The following is a 17,983-nucleotide window of genomic DNA, read 5'->3' on the forward strand; positions in this document are numbered from 1 at the left end:
CCCCCCCTTTCCCCCTCCCCCCCCCCCCCCCCCCCCCCCCCCCCCGGTTTCCTGGCCGAGCTGAGCGGAACGAACCTGCTGCGCGGGGTGCTCGACGGTGACATCGTGCGGCTGGGGGAGTTGACCATCGTCGGGTTGTGGGAGGACATGGCCCCACCGGAACCGCCCGCCACCTTCCCCGTGGCGGGTGGTGGGCCCTCGTCCCGAGCTGCGGACTTCCCGGAAACGGTCTCCGAGCCCGATCCCACCCGCTTCTCCCTCGGGGCCGAGTCCACAGGCACGTCGCCCGAGCCGGTCGAGGAGGTCCTGGCAACCGTCGACCCAGCCGCGGTGGCACTGCACCGCGAGCCCCCGGGCGGCAGCCCGCGCAATGTCTGGCCGGTCCGGGTCACGGGCCTGGATCCGCGCGGGGCGACGGTGCGAGTTCGGCTGGCCCTGCCCGACGGGCAACCGCTGGCCGCGGACCTGACGGCCCAGGGGGTGGCCGCGCTCGGTCTGGCGCCGGGTGATCAGCTGCTGGCCCAGGTGAAGGCCACCCAGGTCCGGCTGCACCGGGGGATGGTGCAGCGGGGGATGGTGCAGCGGGCCTGACTGGCCCGGTGAGTTCCCCCAGAATCTGCTTGCACCGTGAGGTTGGGGTGCCGCGGCCTGACGTGCCCGGGCAAGGTCACCTGGATCCGGCTGCATCGTGAGGTTGGGGTGCCGCGGCCTGACGTGCCCGGGCAAGGCCACCTGGATCCGGCTGCACCGTGGGTTGGTGTACCGCGGGCCTGGCGGCCTTCCGGCTTGCCCACCGGCACCCCAGAAGCTGCTCTCCCCATCGTCGTCGTGCATCCGGGCCTTCGCCACCCTGGGCGCGGTGGCTTACCAAACGGTCAACCACAACAAATGCGGCAGGTCAGTTGTCCAAGGCGCCGGAGGGGCGCTTGGACAACTGACCTGCCGCATTTGTTGTGGAACCTCCCGGAGGCCTCCGGGCGCACCCAGGTGACCAGCCGGGTCTCGGCCTGGCCGTGGACGGCGGGCTCACGTCGAGCGTTCCCGGAAATGACCGAGGGCCGGGGAGCTGGTGCTCTCCGGCCCTGCTGGTGTGTGCAGCGTTCGCGCCCCCACGCGACCCTGCGGTGGTCCGACGCGGTGCGCGCTCCCGGGCGAACGCTCCCGGGAAGACCATGACGGGTGGCCCCGTCCAGGTGACTGATCAATTTCGTCGTATTGACATCGAAGCCGGACCGCGCATCCCGCGAACCCCTCCGATGTCCCAATACTTTCACCAATTGCTTCAGTGCAAAAATGAAATTGGGCCCAATGGCGCAACGCTTCAGACTCGATACAGGCAGGCTCCCCGATTTGTCCCCCGTTGAGGGGACATTCGCGGTGCGCGTCCTTCCTCCCTTGTCGCGCCGCCCTTGATTGGCGTCGCGAAATGTGGCCAAGGTCACTACGTGGCTCTGCTGGATCGCGAACGGCGAGCAATTCACCGGCTGCCGAATGGGTGCGGGAGTTGGTCGGCGAAATTTCAACGGTGGGCTCCCTTGGCGCCGGGTCTGGCTCCTTGGCGTCCGGCTGGGGCGGCGCCCGGTTCGAGTTGGCGCCCGGCTCGAGTTGGAGCGCGTCGGGGCACTGCCGCGGAGCTGGCGTCGGGAAAGCGCGGCGGGGTCTGGCGTCGGGGCAGCGCGCCCAGCAGTCTGCCCCCGCCGGAGCAGCCTGCGGGAATTGTCGGTGGCCGCCGGTAGTTTGGTGACCATGGAGCACTTCGACGTCGTCATCATCGGGTCCGGGTCCGGCAACTCGCTCATCGACGAGCGCTTCGACGGCCTGCGGGTTGCCATGGTGGAGCGGGGGGTCTACGGCGGCACCTGTCTGAACGTGGGCTGCATCCCCACCAAGATGTTCGTGCTGCCGGCCGATCACGCCGTCAGCCCGGAGCAGGCTCGCCGGATCAATGTGGACCTGCGGCTGGGCGGGGTGGACTTCCCCGCCATCCGGGACCGGGTCTTCGGCCGGATCGACCCGATCTCGGCGGGTGGCAGGCAGTGGCGCGAGCAGAGCGACAATGTGACCGTCTTCACCGGATCGGGTCGCTTTGTCGACAAGGACGTGCTGGAGATCGCCCTGCAGGGCGAGGATGAACCGGTTCGGATCAGCGGTGACCGGTTCGTGCTGGCCGCCGGTTCCCGGGCCACCCTGTTGGACGTCCCCGGCGCCGAGGACCCCTTGGTGGCGCCGTTGGTGCACACGTCGGACACCATCATGCGGCTGCCGGAGCTGCCCCAGAGCATGATCATCCTGGGCGGCGGCTACATTGCCGCCGAGTTCGCGCATGTCTTCAGCGCCTACGGCGTCGAGGTCACCATGATCAATCGCAGCGAACGCCTGCTGCGCCGGGAGGACGACGAGGTCAGCGAGCGCTTCACCAAGATCATTTCGGGTCGGGTTGCGCTGCAACTGAACCAGCGCGTCACCCGTCTGGAAGCCACGGATGGCCAGGTGACCGTGTTCACCGAGGATCCCAACGGGATCGAGTACGACCACACGGCCGAGCTGGTGCTGGTGGCCTTCGGCCGGGTTCCCAATGCCGACGGGCTGGACCTGGACAAGGCCGGGGTGACGGTGGATGAGGATGGCTATGTGGTGGTGGACGAGCACCAGCGCACCAGCCAGCCACACATCTGGGCGCTGGGGGATGTCTGCTCCCGCGACCAGCTGAAGCACGTCGCCAATCACGAGATGCGGGTGGTGCAGGCCAACCTGCTGCACGAGATCACCGGTGAGGGGGCGGTGCTGACGGCCGACCATCGCCACGTGCCGCATGCCATCTTCACCGAGCCGCAGATCGCGTCGGTGGGCCTGACCGAGCGGGAGCTGCAACAGGCCGGTACCGCTTACCTGGCCAAGGTCCAGGCCTATGGCGACGTCGCCTACGGCTGGGCCCTGGAGGACCAACAGCACTTCGTGAAGCTGCTCAGTGATCCGCGGGCGGAGCGGCTCCTGGGGGCGCACATCATCGGCCCCCAGGCCAGCACACTGATCCAGCCGATCATCCAGGCGATGAGTTTCGGGCTGGGCATCCGGGAGATGGCCCGCGGCCAGTACTGGATCCACCCGGCGCTGACCGAGGTGGTGGAGAATGCGCTGCTGGGTCTAGTGGAACAGGCCGACGCTCCCGCGCCCTCCGGGGAGCCGCCCCGGGAAGCCGGCGCCGGCCAGGCGGAGGGGGAGCACCAGTGAACCGCTTCCTGCCCACGGTCACCCTGCTCGCCTGCCTGGGGCTGGCCGGTTGCGCCCAGGGTCAGCCCGAGGCTGGCTCGAGTTCGTCGGCCACCACCCCGGACCCGTCGGCCGGGGCGAGTGCGACGCAGGCCGTCAGCCCTGGCCCCAGTGCCAGCCCCGGCCAGCAGACCTGCCTTGCGATGGCGCAGTCGCTCACGCAGGAGCAGCAGATCGGCCAGTTGCTGATGGCCGGCACCACGGATGCCGAACCGGGTGATGCCCTGAAGGAGGCGGTCACCCAGAGCAAGGTGGGCTCGGTGATCTACCTGGGCACCGAGCCGCGCAGCCTGCAGGACACCGCCTGGGCCAGCTCCCAGATCCAGTCCTGGGCCACCGCGAAGCTCCCGGTGCTGTTGGCCACGGATCAGGAGGGCGGCCAGGTGCAGCGCCTGCAGGGCGCCGGCTTCGCCGAGATCCCGTCGGCCACCAAACAGGGCAAGCTCACCGACGCACAGTTGCGCAAGCAGTGGAAGACGTGGGGCAAGCAGTTGCTGGCCGCAGGCGTGCGCTATGACCTGGCGCCCGTGGCCGACGTCGTGCCACCGGGCACGGATGCCAGCAATGCCGGGGTGGGTGCGCTGGACCGCAACTACGGCACCGACGACGCCACCGTCGCGGCCAAGTCCACGGCCGTGGTGCAGGGGCTTTCCGACGCCGGAATCGCGTCCAGCCTGAAGCACTTCCCGGGGCTGGGCCGGGCCGCGGTGAACACCGACTTCGGTGCCGCCACCGATGACCAGACCACCCTGGACATGGTGGATTCCTTCACCGGCCCGATGCAGGCCGGCGCCAGCTCCGTGATGATCAGCTCCACCATCTACACCAAGATCGATCCCGGGGTGCACGCGGTCTTCAGCAGCAAGATCATCAACGACGGGCTGCGGCAGAAGCTCGGCTGGCAGAAGGTGGTGGTCAGCGATGACCTGGGGGCCGCCGCGGCGGTCAAGGAGGTTCCGGTGGGCGAGCGCGGTGCCCGGTTCATCGCCGCCGGCGGTGACCTGGTGATCAATGCCGACGCGAGCTCCATCAAGGACATGGCCGACGGCATCCGAGCCAAGGCTGCCCAGGACAAGGCCTTCGCCGACCAACTGGACGACCACGCCGCCCGGGTGCTGGCCCTCAAGGCCGAGGTTGGCCTGGTCAAGTGCACCCCGGAGGCCTGACCGTCAGGGCCTGACCCAACCCCGGTGGCCAAGCCAGACCCAACCCCGACGGCCGAGCTTGTCGAGGCCCCTGAGCGTCGCACTCCACACCCCTCGACAGGCCCGGGGGCCGTGGGTGCGTGGGTGCCATCGTCACTGAGGAGGAGACGCGAGCCCACCGGCCGCCCCATTCGGCCACCCCGAGACCATTGAGCCTCACCGACCCGTCTGGGATAACCTCAGTGGGTACGTCGCAAGACGATTCCAGACGAGCTTGAGGACATGATGAACGAGCCGCAGTACCGCTACACCGCCGAGCTGGCCGACCAGATCGAGCTGGCCTGGCAGGACCGTTGGGAGACCGACGGCACCTTCCACGCCCCCAATCCCGCCGGCCCGTGGGCCGAGCCGGAGAAGGTGGCCGGCCGGGAGAAGATGCTGGTGCTGGACATGTTCCCCTACCCGTCGGGCTCGGGTCTGCACGTCGGACACCCGCTGGGCTACATCGCCACCGACGTCTTCGCCCGCTACCAGCGGATGCTGGGCAAGAATGTGCTGCACGCCATGGGCTACGACGCCTTCGGCCTGCCCGCGGAGCAGTACGCGGTGCAGACGGGCACCCACCCGCGCACCACCACCGAGGCCAACATCGTCACCTACAAGCGGCAGTTGCGACGGCTGGGCCTGGCGCACGATGACCGGCGCAGCATCGAGACCATCGACCCGGGCTACTACAAGTGGACCCAGTGGATCTTCTCCCAGATCTTCAACGCCTGGTACGACGCCGAGGCGGTGCGCGAGGACGGCGGGCTGGGCAAGGCCCGTCCCATCTCCGAGCTGGTCGACGAGCTGGGCTCGGGCGCCCGCGAGCTGACCGGTGAGTTCGCCGGCAAGCAGTGGGCCGAGCTGGACGCCAAGCAGCAGGCCGACTACCTGGACGGCTTCCGGCTGGCCTATGCCGACGAGGCTCCGGTGAACTGGGCCCCCGGCCTGGGCACCGTGCTGGCCAACGAGGAGGTCACCAATGAGGGCCGCTCCGAGCGCGGCAACTTCCCCGTCTTCAAGGCCAACCTGCGCCAGTGGAAGATGCGGATCACCGCCTATGCGGACCGGCTGGCGTCGGATCTGGACCGCGTGGAGTGGCCGGAGAACATCAAGGCGCTGCAGCGCAACTGGATCGGCAAGTCCCACGGTGCGCGGGTGCACTTCACCGGCCCGAACGGGGAGGACCTGGAGGTCTTCACCACCCGCCCGGACACCCTGTTCGGGGCCACCTTCATGGTGCTGGCGCCGGAGCACCCGGCCGTCGCCTCGCTGGTGGGTGAGGGCACCAGCTGGCCCGAGGGCACCCGCGCCGCCTGGACCGGTGGCGCCGGCTCCCCGCAGCAGGCCGTCGCGGACTACCAGCGTGAGGCCGGCCGCAAGTCCGACGTCGAGCGCCAGATGGATGACAAGACCAAGACCGGTGTCTTCACCGGCGCCTGGGCCACCAACCCCGTCAATGGCGCGCAGGTGCCGATCTTCATCGCCGACTACGTGCTGATGGGCTACGGGACCGGCGCGATCATGGCCGTCCCGTCGGGTGACCAGCGCGACTTCGAGTTCGCCCAGGCCTTCGACCTGGACATCATTGACGTGATCAGCCCCGTCGACGGCGACGGCAAGGCGCAGGCCGGTTGGCCGGGCACCGTAGCCGAGGGCAAGGCCTTCACCGGGGAAGGTGTGCTGATCAACTCCGCCGCCGACGGGCTGGACCTCAACGGCCTGACGGTGAGCGAGTCCAAGGCCGCCATGATCGCCCATCTGGAGGCCCAGGGAGTGGGCACCGGCACCATCAACTACCGGATGCGGGACTGGTTGTTCAGCCGGCAGCGCTACTGGGGCGAGCCCTTCCCGATCGTCTACGACGAGCAGGGCGTCGCCCACAGCCTGCCCGAGAGCATGCTGCCCCTGGAACTGCCGGCGGTGGACGACTATTCGCCGCGCACCTTCGACCCCGATGACCGGGACTCCCGGCCCGAGGCGCCGCTGGCCCGCGCCACCGAGTGGGTCAACGTCACCCTGGACCTGGGCGACGGCCCGAAGCAGTATCGCCGGGAGACCAACACCATGCCCAACTGGGCGGGTTCCTGCTGGTACTACCTGCGCTACCTGGACCCGGCCAATGACCAGGCCCTGGTGGATCCGGGCGTCGAGCAGTACTGGATGGGCAAGCAGGCCGCCGCAGTGGCCGGTGCTCCCGAGGGCACCCAGGACCCGGGCGGCGTGGACCTGTACGTCGGCGGCGCCGAGCATGCCGTGCTGCACCTGCTGTACGCCCGCTTCTGGCACAAGGTGCTGTTCGACCTGGGGCATGTCAGCTCCGAGGAGCCCTTCCGCAAGTACTTCGCGCAGGGCATGATCCAGGCCTATGCCTACACCGACCACCGTGGCCAGTACGTGCCGGCCGCCGAGATCGTGGAGAAGGGGGAGGGCAAGGACGTCACCTACTGGTATCAGGATGATCAGGTCAACCGGGAGTACGGCAAGATCGGCAAGAGCCTGAAGAACACCGTCAGCCCCGACGAGATGTATGCCGCCTATGGTGCCGACACCTTCCGGGTCTACGAGATGAGCATGGGTCCGCTGGAGCTGGGCCGGCCGTGGGACACCCGCGCCGTCGTCGGCTCGCAGCGTTTCCTGCAGCGGCTGTGGCGCAACATCGTCGACGAGCAGACCGGCGAGCTCGTCGTCGTGGACGCGGCCCTGGACGGCCAGACGGCCAAGGCGATGCACAAGACCATCGACGCGGTCCGCAAGGACTACCAGACCCTGGGCTTCAACACGGCGATCGCCCGGCTGATCGAGTTCAACAACGCCCTCACCAAGCTGGATGCGGTGCCCCGCGAGGCCGCGGAGGCGCTGGTGCTGATGGTGGCCCCGGTGGCCCCGCACATCGCCGAGGAGCTGTGGCGTCGGCTGGGCCATGACCAGACCATCGCCTACCAGGACTTCCCGGTGGCCGACGAGTCGCAGCTGACCGACGATCAGGTGACCTGCGTACTGCAGATCAAGGGCAAGGTGCGCGCCACCCTGGAGGTCTCCGCCGAGATCTCCGAGGAGGAGTTGAAGGCCCTGGCCCTGGCCCACCCCAAAGCGGTGGCCGCCACGGAGAACGGGGTGCGCACCGTGATTGTGCGGGCACCCAAGCTGGTCAACATCGTGCCCGCCTGACCCGGGAGACGCCCGGCCCGACGGGCCCCGAGCTGCCATGAGACCGATTCGATTCGCCCCACGAATCGAATCGGTCTCATCGTGATTGGGGAGCCGCACCGCGACCACCGCAACTTGTCGCGGCCCGATAGCCTTGCTGCATGCCGATGAATGTCGAGAGCTTCAACCTGGACCACACCCTGGTGGCCGCCCCCTACCTGCGCGTCGCGGACCGCAAGGTGCTGCCGCAGGGTGATGTGCTGACCAAGTACGACGTGCGCTTCTGCCAGCCGAACCGGGAGCACCTGGAGATGCCGGTGATCCACTCGCTGGAGCACACCATGGCGGAGAACTTCCGCAACCATGCCGATTACATCGTCGACTTCTCCCCGATGGGCTGCCAGACCGGGTTCTACCTGATCGTGGCCGGCGACCACGAGCAGGCCGAGATCGAGGAACTCGTCGCGGCCACCCTGAACGACGTGCTGCAGGCCACCGAGGTGCCCGCCGCCAATGAGGTGCAGTGCGGATGGGGCGCCAACCACACCCTGGCGGGCGCCCAGGCCGCGGCCCGGGCGATGCTGGACCGGCGCGCCGAGTGGTCCCAGGTGATGGCATGAGCGACGTGCTGCTGCTGGCCGCGATGGCCGAGGAGACCCGGCCGGTGCTGCACGGCCGGGAGGCCACCGAGCTGAACGTCCGGCGCGGCCGGGCCTGGCGGCTGGAATCCGACGGCCTGGTGGTGACCGTGGTCACCTGCGGGATCGGCCTGGTGAACTCCGCCGCCGCCACCGCGCTGGCCATCGAGACCTACCAGCCGAAGTACGTGATCTCGCTCGGTTCGGCCGGTGGGCTCGGCGTCGACGTCCGGGTGGGCGACATCATCGTCGGCGATTCCTACCGCTATGCCGACGCCGATTCCCGGATCTTCGGCTACGAGCTGGGTCAGATCCCCACCATGCCCAGGACCTATCCGGGCGACCCGGGGTTGTTGGGCCTGGTCCGCGCCGACGGCAGTGACGCGACGGTGCACGTCGGTGAGATCGTCAGTGGCAACTCCTTCGTCGCAGGGGAGCTCGCGCCGGTGGTGCGGGAACGCTTCCCCGAAGCGCTGGCGGCGGACATGGAGTCGACGGCGATCGCCCAGGTGGCGTGGGGCGCCAAGGTGCCCTTCCTGTGCGTGCGCTCGATCAGCGACCTGTGCACCCCGAATGCCGACGACGAGTTCAAGGGGAACATCGACGACGTGGCCCAGCGCTCCGCCGACGCCGTCTGGCGCCTGATCGCCCGCCTGCCCCGGTAGGTCAGCCCGGCCACTGTCGCACGGTCGGCTGGTCGTCGGGCCGGCAGCCTCTGGCGCTGCGTCTCGTCGACACTCGCTCGCTCGCGTCTCCTCGCGGAACCGCGCTGCGAGGCCCCCGGACCCGACGACCAGCCTCACCACGATCTCCGAGTTTGTCGCAACCGCGGTGGCCGAGCTGGTCGAGGCCTCCGGCAGTCCGGCTCACACCTCGTTGACGGCCCACCAGCTGACCGGGACGGGCGGCTTGCCGCAGCTTTCGGGCAGTTCAAGTTCCGCCGACGCGTGCTTGGTGACCCGTAGTGACCAGGTGCGGCCGTCGCGATGGGTCACGGTGACCAGGTCCTCGTCGACGGCGAAGTCCACGGCACCGGGATCGGTCTCGCTGGTGCGGCTGCGCAGCCAGCAGTCGGCCACCCGGGCGGGGCGGGGCAGGTCGGACCGGCCCCGGTCATGCTCCTCATCCAGCGCCAGCAACTTCCCGTCGAGCGCGCGGACGGCCAGGTCCCCGTCGACGAAGGCCAGCATCTGGCGCGACGGCAGCCCAAGAGCGGTGCTGGCAAAGCGGTGCCCACCCAGATGAGTGGCCTCCCAGACCCGGCCGGGGAAACGCCCCGCCAGCTCCCGGGCCAGTGGTGCTCCCTTGACGGCACAACACACGTCCCGCTTGCCATTGGTGCAGACCAGCAGCACGGGTTCGCAGGCTTCCAGGGGCGACGGGGGAGTGGGCGATTCGGCGACCTCACCCCACAGCTCCAACAGCCCCACCAGCTCCTCCGGCGACTCCAGCACCGTCGACGCCAGCCACGGAGCCGACGCCGGGCCTGCGCCCACCAGCACCCGTCGCGGACCCTGCTCGTCGGGGTGGGAGAGCGGGTCGCGCACCAGCAACAGCCGCCCCCCGGCCAGCGCGATGGTGCGCTCCAGCAGCGATCCCAGGTCCGCGTCCAGCCGGGACTGGGTGAAGGCCTTGGCGCCCCACGGGCCCGGCTGCTCCAACGCCACCCAGAAGTTCGCGTCGGGGGCGGTCCCGAAGGCGGGTACCCGTGCGGCGAGGAATCCGTCGGAGCAGGAAGTCATGCCCTCCACCCTATGCGGCCCAATCATCTGCAGTGGGGGCTTGGTCATGGTACTGAGGTTCGTTGTCGGGGCCGGAGCCTCGCGGCGCGGTTCCGCGAGGAGACGCGAGCGAGCGAGCGAGTCGACGAGACGCAGCGCCAGAGGCTGCCGGCCCGGCGGCGGGCCGACCGTGGAACTGCGGCTCAGGGCCTCGACAAGCTCGGCCGCCGTGGTTCGGTTCCTGGTCCCGCTTGGGGATCGTGGTTGGGTCAGGCTCGGGGATCTGGCTGAACATGACGGTGCCCCCGCGGGAATCCCGCGGGGGCACCGGTGTGGCGACGTGGCTTGCGCCAACGTTGGGGGATCAGCCGAAGCGGCCGGTGATGTAGTCCTCGGTGGCCTTCTCGTCGGGGTTGGAGAAGATCTTCTCCGTCGCGCCGATCTCCACCAGCTGACCCGGCTTGCCGGTGGCGGCCAGGTTGAAGAAGGCAGTCTGGTCGGACACGCGGGCGGCCTGCTGCATGTTGTGGGTCACGATGACGACGGTGAACTTCTCCTTCAGCTCCTGGATCAGGTCCTCGATCGCCAGGGTGGAGATGGGGTCCAGGGCGGAGCAGGGCTCGTCCATCAGCAGCACCTCGGGCTCGACCGCGATGGCGCGGGCGATGCACAGCCGCTGCTGCTGGCCGCCGGAGAGGCCGACACCGGCCTTGTCCAGACGGTCCTTGACCTCATTCCACAGGTTGGCGCCCTTCAGCGAGCGCTCCACCACCTCGTCGAGCTTCGACTTGTTGTTGACACCGTTCAGGCGCAGGCCGGCGGCGACATTGTCGTAGATGCTCATCGACGGGAAGGGGTTGGGCCGCTGGAAGACCATGCCCACCAGACGACGCACGGCCACCGGGTCCACCCCGTCGCCGTACAGGTTGACGCCGTCCAGCAGCACCTCACCGGTGCAGGAGGCGCCGGGGATCACCTCGTGCATGCGGTTCAGGGTGCGCAGCACGGTGGACTTGCCACAGCCCGAGGGGCCGATGAAGGCGGTGACGGTGCGGGGTTCCACGGTGAAGGAGACGCTGTCGACCGCGTGGAACTTGCCGTAGTAGATGTTGAGGTCCTTGACCTCGATGCGCTTGGCCATTGTTGTTCTTCCTTCTCGGGCTTACTTCTCTTGGAGCTTGCCCATGCGGGCGATTGCGCGAGCAATGAGGTTGAGGATCATCACGAGCAGTACCAGGGTCAGGGCCGCGCCCCAGGCGCGAGTCTCACCGGTGGTGCCCGTCGCAAAGCGACGGTCCTCGTTGATCATGGTCGGCAGCGAGCCCATGTTGGAGGCCAGCGGGCTCCAGTTGGTGCCGGTGGCAAAGGCCACCAGGATCAGCAGCGGGGCGGTCTCGCCCATCACGCGGGCCAGGCCCAGCACGATGCCGGTCAGGATGCCGGAGCTGCAGGTGGGGATGACCACCTTGAGGATCGTCTTCCACTTGGGCACGCCCAGCGCATAGGAGGCCTCGCGCAGGCTGTCAGGCACCAGTTTCAGCATCTCCTCGGTGGAGCGCAGCACGGTGGGCAGCATCAGCAACACCAGGGCCAGCGACGCGGCGAAGGTGGAGCGACCCATCCCGCCGATGGTGATCACCAGGGAGAAGACGAACAGGGCCGCGACGATGGAGGGCACACCGGAGAGGATGTCGATGGCGAAGGATACCACCTTGGCGGCCTTCTTGCCCCGGGCATATTCCACCAGCCAGATCGCGCCCAGCACGGCGATCGGAACGGCGATCAGGGAGGTGATCAGGCCGATCTCCAGGGTGCCGATGATGGCGTGCTTGGCGCCGCCCACCGAGGAGTTCTGGGTGGCCTGGCCCTCGTCATTGGTCCACCACTGCAGGCTGAAGTTGCGGGCGGTGCCGGCCTCGGCGCCCTGGGGCTCACCGATCTTGACGGTGTGCGAGACCGCGGTGGGTTCCTTGCTCTTGCTGATGCCCGAGAGCTTCTCCCCGACGCCGACGTACTTGCCGGATTCGGTGTAGCGGTAGGCCAGCGGCTCGGCCGGGTTGTCACCGCACTGGGACTGCTCGACGCGGATCCACTTGCTGCCGTCCTTCGTTGCGCAGGTCTTGATGTAGTCCGGCTGCGCGGAGACCAGCGGGGTGATGCCCTTGACGAAGACGGTGGTGAGGATCCACAGCAGGGGGATGATGGCCAGCAGGCCGGCCAGCCACACGAAGGCGGTGGCGGACTTGTCCATCATCTGTCGCTTGCCGCTGGGGGTGCGCAGCTGGACGCCGCCCCCCGACGGGGTCTGGGTGTTCTCGACGGCGGTGCTCATGCCTTGACCTTTCCGGCGTTCGCGAGGGTACGGGCGATGGCGTTGACGACGAAGGTCAGCACGAACAGCACCAGGCCGGCGGCGATGTACGCACCGGTCTTGTCCGCGCTGTCCAGCTCACCGGCGCCATTGGCGATCCGGGCGGCGAAGGTCTCGCCACCGTCGAAGATGCTGAAGCCCAGGTCCTGCACCGTGGACAGGATGATCATCACGGCGACGGTCTCACCGAGCGCGCGGCCCAGACCCAGCATGGCCGCGGCGGTGACGCCGGAGCGGCCGTAGGGGATCACGGCGGTGCGGATCATCTCGGTCTTGGTGGCTCCCAGCGCCCATGCGGCCTCGATGTGGTCCCGCGGGGTCTGCGCGAACACGTCGCGGCTGATCGAGGTGACGATCGGCAGGATCATGATCGCGAGCACGGTGGAGGCGGTGAACACGGTGCCCGGGGAGGGCAGCAGGCCCGGCTTGAAGATCGGGATCCAGCCCAGGATCTTGCTCAGGAATTCGCCCACCGGAACCAGGGTCGGGCCGAGCACCCGCAGGCCCCACAGGCCGTAGACGACCGACGGCACCGCGGCCAGCAGGTCAACCATGAAGCCGACCGTGTTGGCCAGCTTGCCCTTGGCGTAGTGGGTGATCAGCAGGGCGACGCCGATCGCGATCGGCACCGCGATCATCATCGCGATGATCGAGCTGAAGACGGTGGTCCACAGCAGGCCGGCGATGCCGAAGCTGAAGGCATTGCCCAGGTCCCACGAGTTCGAGGTGAGGAAGTTGGCATTGTTGCGGCCCAGCGCCGGGATGGCCAGCGCCAACAGGAAGACCGCGATGAAGCCGACGACGGAGACGATCAGGCCGGCGGACAGGCCGGTGGCACTCTTGAAGGCCAGGTCGGCGCCGCGCTTGACCTGGTCCAGGTGCACCGGGGCGGTCTCGACGGCGGTGGTGGCGGCCGCCGGCTTCTGGGAAGCGACAGCGCGACGCACGGTGGGCGTCGGGGCCTCGGCGTGGGGTTCGTGATGGGGTACGAGGTCCGCCGGCGACTCCGTGGCGTCGATGGGCGGCGCACCTCGGCGAGGTTCATTGCCGGGTGTGGACATGGGATTCCCTGTTCTCTCGGGCTGGCCGTGCTGGGATTGTTCGGTCCTCACAGTGACAGGGAGTGACCTTCTCGCCTTGGCGAGAAGGCCACTCCCGGATCAACTGCAGGTTGTCACTGCGTGGCGAGGATCAGGCGATGGCCTTGATGGCTTCCTGCACCTTGGTCTGCATGCTCTTGGGCAGCGGGCCGTAGCCCTCGTCCTCGAGCTTGCCCTGGGCCTCGTCGGAGGCCATGTAGGTGAGGTAATCCTTCAGCAGCGCGGTCTTGCCGGCGTCCAGGCCCTTCGAGCAGACGATCTCGTAGGTGACCAGGATGGCCGGGTAGGCGTCGGCCTCCTTGATGTCGTACTTCAGGCCCAGCTTGAGGTCGTGGCCCTTGCCCTTGATCTCGGCGCCCTCGACGGCCTTGCCGACGGTCTCGGAGTTCAGCTCCACGGCGCCGCCGCCATTGTCCAGCTTGGCCATGCCCAGGTCATTGGACTGGGCGTAGCTCAGCTCCATGTAGGAGATGGCACCCTTGGTGGACTTCACGGCCTCGGCAACGCCCGAGGAACCGTCCTTGCCCTCGCCGGCCTTCATCGGCCACTTCTTGCTGGGCTCGGCGGTGAAGGCGGCCGGGGCGGCGGCCTTCAGGTACTTGGTGACGTTCTCGGTGGTGCCCGACTCGCCGGAGCGGTAGAAGACGGTGATCTTGTCGCCCGGCAGGGTGGCGTCGGGATTGACCTTCTTGATGGCCTCGTCGTTCCAGGTGGTGATCTTGCCGGCGAAGATGTTGGACAGGATCTCCGGGGTCAGCACCAGCTCGTCGACGCCCTCCAGGTTGTAGGCGAAGGCGACCGGGCCGACGACCATCGGCAGGTTCCAGGCCTCGGCACCACCGCAGCGCTTCTTGGCGGCGTCGGTCTCGATGGTGCCGTCGTCCTTCGGCTTGTCCTTCAGTGCGGAGTCGGAACCGGCCCAGTCAACCAGCTTGGCGTTGAAGTTGGTGATGCCCTTGCCGGAGCCGGTGGGGTTGTACTCGATGGTGCCCTTGTTGCCGCACTTGTCCTGGTAGGACCGCTTCAGCGAGTCCATGGCGGTCTTCTGGGCGCTGGAGCCCTCACCCTTCAGGCTGCCAGCGGGGCAGGCCAGCTGGGCCTCGGCGCCGCCGGGGGCGGCGCTGCCGGCCGCACTGGTGGCCTGGGAAGCGGCGCTGCCGGCCGCGGAGGCGGCGCTGGTGGCGGTCTCCTTGGCGTCGCCGCCACCGCAGGCGGTGAGGCTCAGGGTGCCGAGGATGGCCACTGCTGCGAACTTGCCGGTGCGATTCATCGTCACGTTGTTCCTTGTGTGTGTCGCTCTCGCGGCAGCTGCCGCGCGGGAAACCGTGTGCTCCCCAGCCGTCAGGTTAGGGAGGGCACGTGTCCTGTTCAGCGCAACTTGGTTAACGGATGATGAACGTTGCTCCATTGCCTCGGTATTGCGGGGCATTGCCCCAAGTCATGCGGCACATTTGTGGGTTTCGATGGCCATCGGTTCACCGTCGGAATCCAGATGGACCACCAGGATCTCCGCCGTCAGCATCGGCGCATCCACGATGCCCAGCCCGGCCCGCATGTCCGGGATCACCGGCCGGTGGCCGCAGACCGCGACGGTGTTGCCCCGTTCGGCGGTGCGCCGCCGCAGGTCGGCCAGGTAGCGCTCAACCTGCGCCCCGTGGCCCTCGGCCTCCTCCTCGCTGAGCAGGCTGACGCCGGTGATGGCCAGCCGGTTGCGTTCCGCATAGGGGGTCAGGGTCTGCAGGCACCGGGTGGAGGTGGAGGAGATCAGGTCACTGGTGCCGTAGGCGCCCATCAGCGCGCAGATCCGCCGGGCCTGACGGCGCCCCCGGGAGGCCAGCGGTCGCTTGGCGTCGGTCCCCGTCCAGTGTTTGCGCAGCATCGCCTTGCCGTGGCGCACCAGCAGGATGGTGCCGGCCGACTCCAGCTCCAGCGCCGTGCGGAGAACCGCCACCTCACTGGGATAGCTCATCTTCTGCATGGCCTTGTCCACCGGCATCCAGACGGCCTTCTCCACCTCCTTGTCCGGGCGTCGGCGACGTTCGGAGTCCACCAGCCCGATCCACCAGCGCACCACCTTGTCCCGCTTGCCCACCGAGTACCGGGTGGTGCCCACCGGCAAGCCCAAGTGCACCTTGACGCCGGTCTCCTCATGGACCTCCCGCACGGCGGTGGCGGGAGCGTCCTCGTCGGGCTCCGGCTTGCCCTTGGGCAGCGACCAGTCCTTGTAGGTGCCCCGACGCACCAGGAGTACCTGACGCTTGTCCGGCGCCCCCCGCAGCACCACGGCCCCCGCCGCGGTGATCTTGCCCTTGCTACCCATGGAGTGTGATTCCTTCGATCTGGTCCGGTGATGCGGTTCCGGAGCCTGCTCCGGATGGGGGAAGGACCGGGCACGCCGTGGGGTGGCGTACCCGGTCCGGGAGGGGGTTGGGGGGTCAGTGGCGACGCTGCGCGGTGTGCTGGATCTCCAGTTCCTGCAGGTCAACCAGCGGTTGGCCGTACTCGTCGGTGGTGTGCGGGGTCCACTGGGTGTCCACCAGCTGCCAGGAGACGGTGCCCTCGTCGAAGGCGGTGGCGAACATCTGCTCGATCTCGGCGATGTGGCGGTGGTTGGTGATCCCCACCATCACCTCCACCCGGCGGTCCAGGTTGCGGTGCATCAGGTCGGCCGAACCGATGCCCACCGTCGGGTTGCCGTCATTGGCGAACCAGAAGATCCGCGAGTGCTCCAGGAAACGCCCCAGCACCGAGCGCACCCGGATGTTCTCGCTGAGCCCGGGCACGCCCGGCTTGATGGTGCAGATGCCACGCACCCACAGGTCCACCGGGACCCCGGCCTGGCTGGCGCGGTAGAGGGCGTCGGTGACGGCCTCGTCCACCAGGGAGTTGACCTTGATCTTGATCCCGGCGGTCCTCCCGGCCTGCTTGTTGGCAATCTCGTTTTCGATCCGCTCGATCAACCCCTTGCGGATGCTGTGCGGGGCCACCAGCAGTCGTCGGTAGTTGGTCTCCTGGGTCATCCCGGACAGGTGGTTGAACAACCGCGCGACGTCGTCGGTGATGATCGGGTTGGACGTGAGCAGGCCCATGTCCTCATACATCCGCGCCGTCTTGGGGTTGTAGTTGCCGGTGCCGATGTGGGCATAGCGACGCAGGCCGTCGCCGTCGTCGCGCACCACGAGGCAGAGCTTGCAGTGGGTCTTGAGGCCCACCATGCCGTAGACCACGTGCACGCCGTACTTCTCCAGCTTGCGGGCCCAGGCGATGTTGTTCTGCTCGTCGAAGCGGGCCTTGATCTCCACCACGGCCAGCACCTGCTTGCCGGCCAGGGCCGCCTCGATCAGGGCGTCGACAATGGGGGAGTCACCGCTGGTGCGGTACAGGGTCTGCTTGATGGCCAGCACCTTCGGGTCGGCGGCGGCCTGCTCCAGGAAGCGCTGCACGCTGGTGGCGAAGGAGTCGTAGGGGTGGTGCAGCAGCACCTCGCGCTTCTTCAGCGCTGCGAACATGTCGGCGGGCTTGGCGGTCTCCACCTCGGCCAGGTCCGGGTGGGTGATGGGCAGGAAGTTGGGGTACTTCAGGTCATCGCGGTCCACGTCGGCCAGGCTGAACAGGCCGGTCAGGTCCAGCGGGGCGGGCAGCCGGAAGACCTCCTTCTCCTTGACGTCCAGCTCGCTCATCAACAACTCCAGCATGGTGTCGTCGATGTCGTCCTGCACCTCCAGCCGCACCGGCGGGCGGCCCACCTTGCGGCGCAGCAGCTCCTTCTCCAGGGCGAACAGCAGGTTCTCCGCGTCGTCCTCCTCCACCTCCAGGTCCTCATTGCGGGTGACCCGGAAGGTGGTGTGCTCCAGCACCTGCATCCCGCTGAAGAGCTGGTCCAGATGCCGGCTGATGATCTCCTCCAGCGGCAGGAAGCGGCCCTCACCCAGCTTGATGAAGCGGCTCAGGATGGTGGGCACCTTGACCCGGGCAAACTGGCGCTGGCCGGTGAGCGGGTTCTTCAGCAGTACGGCCAGGTTGATGCTCAGGCCGCTGATGTAGGGGAAGGGGTGGCTGGGGTCGACGGCCAGCGGGGTGAGCACCGGGAAGATGCGCTCGCTGAACAGCGTGCGCATCTGGTCCTTCTCCGCGGCGGTCAGCTCGTCCCAGCGCAGGATCACGATTCCGTTGTCCGCCAGCTGCGGCCGCACCTCGTCGGCGAAGACCCGGGCCTGCTCGGCCACCAGCTCCTGGGCACGGGCCAGGATCGAGTCGTGCAGGTCCCGCGGCATCTGGCCCGTGACGCTGGGCACCGCGACGCCGGCGTCGATCCGCCGCTTCAGGCCGGCCACCCGCACCATGAAGAACTCGTCCAGGTTGGAGGAGAAGATGGCCAGGAACTTGGCCCGCTCCAGCAGCGGGATCCGCAGCTGGTCCTTGGCCAGGTCAAGCACCCGGTTGTTGAAGGCGAGCCAGCTCATCTCCCGGTCCGAGTAGCGGTTCGACGGCAGCTCGGCCCGACCCTTCGGGGAGTGGTCGGTGAGGTCTTCTGGAGCGTTCAACG

General features: G+C 68.4%; 13 protein-coding genes. 6 read left to right on the forward strand and 7 right to left on the reverse strand.

The window, feature by feature from the left end; all coding sequences use genetic code 11:
- Nucleotides 1-87 precede the first annotated feature (87 nt).
- The 6 genes from AAEX60_RS11695 (at nt 88) to mtnN (ending at nt 8,910) form a co-directional block, all read left to right on the forward strand.
- Nucleotides 88-591 carry a TOBE domain-containing protein gene (locus AAEX60_RS11695; protein WP_342103689.1) on the forward strand — a complete coding sequence of 168 codons (504 nt, stop codon included), beginning with the start codon at nt 88-90 and terminating at the stop codon, nt 589-591.
- 1,155 nt (nt 592-1,746) lie between these two features.
- Nucleotides 1,747-3,231, forward strand: a complete 1,485-nt coding sequence (locus tag AAEX60_RS11700; protein ID WP_342103690.1) for a mycothione reductase — start codon at nt 1,747-1,749, stop codon at nt 3,229-3,231.
- On the forward strand, nt 3,228-4,436 hold the full coding sequence (locus AAEX60_RS11705) for a glycoside hydrolase family 3 N-terminal domain-containing protein (protein WP_342103692.1): 1,209 nt from the start codon (nt 3,228-3,230) through the stop codon (nt 4,434-4,436). Before AAEX60_RS11700 ends, AAEX60_RS11705 begins: the two co-directional genes overlap by 4 nt.
- 264 nt (nt 4,437-4,700) lie before the next feature.
- Nucleotides 4,701-7,628, forward strand: coding sequence for a leucine--tRNA ligase (gene leuS / locus AAEX60_RS11710; protein WP_342103693.1), 2,928 nt, complete (start codon nt 4,701-4,703; stop codon nt 7,626-7,628).
- A gap of 140 nt (nt 7,629-7,768) precedes the next feature.
- Nucleotides 7,769-8,227 carry an S-ribosylhomocysteine lyase gene (locus AAEX60_RS11715; RefSeq protein WP_342103695.1) on the forward strand — a complete coding sequence of 153 codons (459 nt, stop codon included), beginning with the start codon at nt 7,769-7,771 and terminating at the stop codon, nt 8,225-8,227.
- Nucleotides 8,224-8,910, forward strand: a complete 687-nt coding sequence (gene mtnN, locus AAEX60_RS11720) for a 5'-methylthioadenosine/S-adenosylhomocysteine nucleosidase (RefSeq protein ID WP_342103696.1) — start codon at nt 8,224-8,226, stop codon at nt 8,908-8,910. The genes AAEX60_RS11715 and mtnN overlap by 4 nt, the downstream gene beginning before the upstream one ends.
- A gap of 201 nt (nt 8,911-9,111) precedes the next feature.
- Here mtnN and AAEX60_RS11725 read toward each other — a convergent pair whose 3' ends face one another.
- The 7 genes from AAEX60_RS11725 to AAEX60_RS11755 all read right to left on the reverse strand — a co-directional run bounded on the left by AAEX60_RS11725 (nt 9,112) and on the right by AAEX60_RS11755 (nt 17,981).
- Nucleotides 9,112-9,987, reverse strand: a complete 876-nt coding sequence (locus AAEX60_RS11725) for a sucrase ferredoxin (protein ID WP_342103697.1) — start codon at nt 9,985-9,987, stop codon at nt 9,112-9,114.
- Nucleotides 9,988-10,330: 343 nt separating this feature from the next.
- Nucleotides 10,331-11,107 carry a phosphate ABC transporter ATP-binding protein PstB gene (pstB, locus tag AAEX60_RS11730; RefSeq protein WP_342103700.1) on the reverse strand — a complete coding sequence of 259 codons (777 nt, stop codon included), beginning with the start codon at nt 11,105-11,107 and terminating at the stop codon, nt 10,331-10,333.
- Nucleotides 11,108-11,128: 21 nt separating this feature from the next.
- Nucleotides 11,129-12,298, reverse strand: coding sequence for a phosphate ABC transporter permease PstA (gene pstA, locus AAEX60_RS11735; protein WP_342103701.1), 1,170 nt, complete (start codon nt 12,296-12,298; stop codon nt 11,129-11,131).
- Nucleotides 12,295-13,215 carry a phosphate ABC transporter permease subunit PstC gene (gene pstC, locus AAEX60_RS11740; protein ID WP_446721319.1) on the reverse strand — a complete coding sequence of 307 codons (921 nt, stop codon included), beginning with the start codon at nt 13,213-13,215 and terminating at the stop codon, nt 12,295-12,297. The genes pstA and pstC overlap by 4 nt, the downstream gene beginning before the upstream one ends.
- A gap of 313 nt (nt 13,216-13,528) precedes the next feature.
- Nucleotides 13,529-14,707 carry a phosphate ABC transporter substrate-binding protein PstS gene (gene pstS, locus AAEX60_RS11745; RefSeq protein WP_342103760.1) on the reverse strand — a complete coding sequence of 393 codons (1,179 nt, stop codon included), beginning with the start codon at nt 14,705-14,707 and terminating at the stop codon, nt 13,529-13,531.
- 168 nt (nt 14,708-14,875) lie between these two features.
- Nucleotides 14,876-15,757, reverse strand: coding sequence for an NUDIX hydrolase (locus tag AAEX60_RS11750; protein ID WP_342103703.1), 882 nt, complete (start codon nt 15,755-15,757; stop codon nt 14,876-14,878).
- Between the two features lie 115 nt (nt 15,758-15,872).
- Nucleotides 15,873-17,981, reverse strand: coding sequence for an RNA degradosome polyphosphate kinase (locus AAEX60_RS11755; RefSeq protein ID WP_342103704.1), 2,109 nt, complete (start codon nt 17,979-17,981; stop codon nt 15,873-15,875).
- Nucleotides 17,982-17,983: the final 2 nt, after the last annotated feature.

The sequence above is a fragment of the Luteococcus sp. H101 genome (assembly GCF_038433155.1).
Lineage (GTDB): Bacteria > Actinomycetota > Actinomycetes > Propionibacteriales > Propionibacteriaceae > Luteococcus.

Coding starts and splice junctions, on each gene's coding strand:
- AAEX60_RS11700 (WP_342103690.1), top strand. CDS start 1,747: ATGGAGCACTTCGACGTCGTCATCATCGGGTCCGGGTCCGGCAACTCG.
- leuS (WP_342103693.1), top strand. CDS start 4,701: ATGAACGAGCCGCAGTACCGCTACACCGCCGAGCTGGCCGACCAGATC.
- AAEX60_RS11715 (WP_342103695.1), top strand. CDS start 7,769: ATGCCGATGAATGTCGAGAGCTTCAACCTGGACCACACCCTGGTGGCC.
- mtnN (WP_342103696.1), top strand. CDS start 8,224: ATGAGCGACGTGCTGCTGCTGGCCGCGATGGCCGAGGAGACCCGGCCG.
- AAEX60_RS11725 (WP_342103697.1), bottom strand. CDS start 9,987: ATGACTTCCTGCTCCGACGGATTCCTCGCCGCACGGGTACCCGCCTTC.
- pstB (WP_342103700.1), bottom strand. CDS start 11,107: ATGGCCAAGCGCATCGAGGTCAAGGACCTCAACATCTACTACGGCAAG.
- pstA (WP_342103701.1), bottom strand. CDS start 12,298: ATGAGCACCGCCGTCGAGAACACCCAGACCCCGTCGGGGGGCGGCGTC.
- pstS (WP_342103760.1), bottom strand. CDS start 14,707: ATGAATCGCACCGGCAAGTTCGCAGCAGTGGCCATCCTCGGCACCCTG.
- AAEX60_RS11750 (WP_342103703.1), bottom strand. CDS start 15,757: ATGGGTAGCAAGGGCAAGATCACCGCGGCGGGGGCCGTGGTGCTGCGG.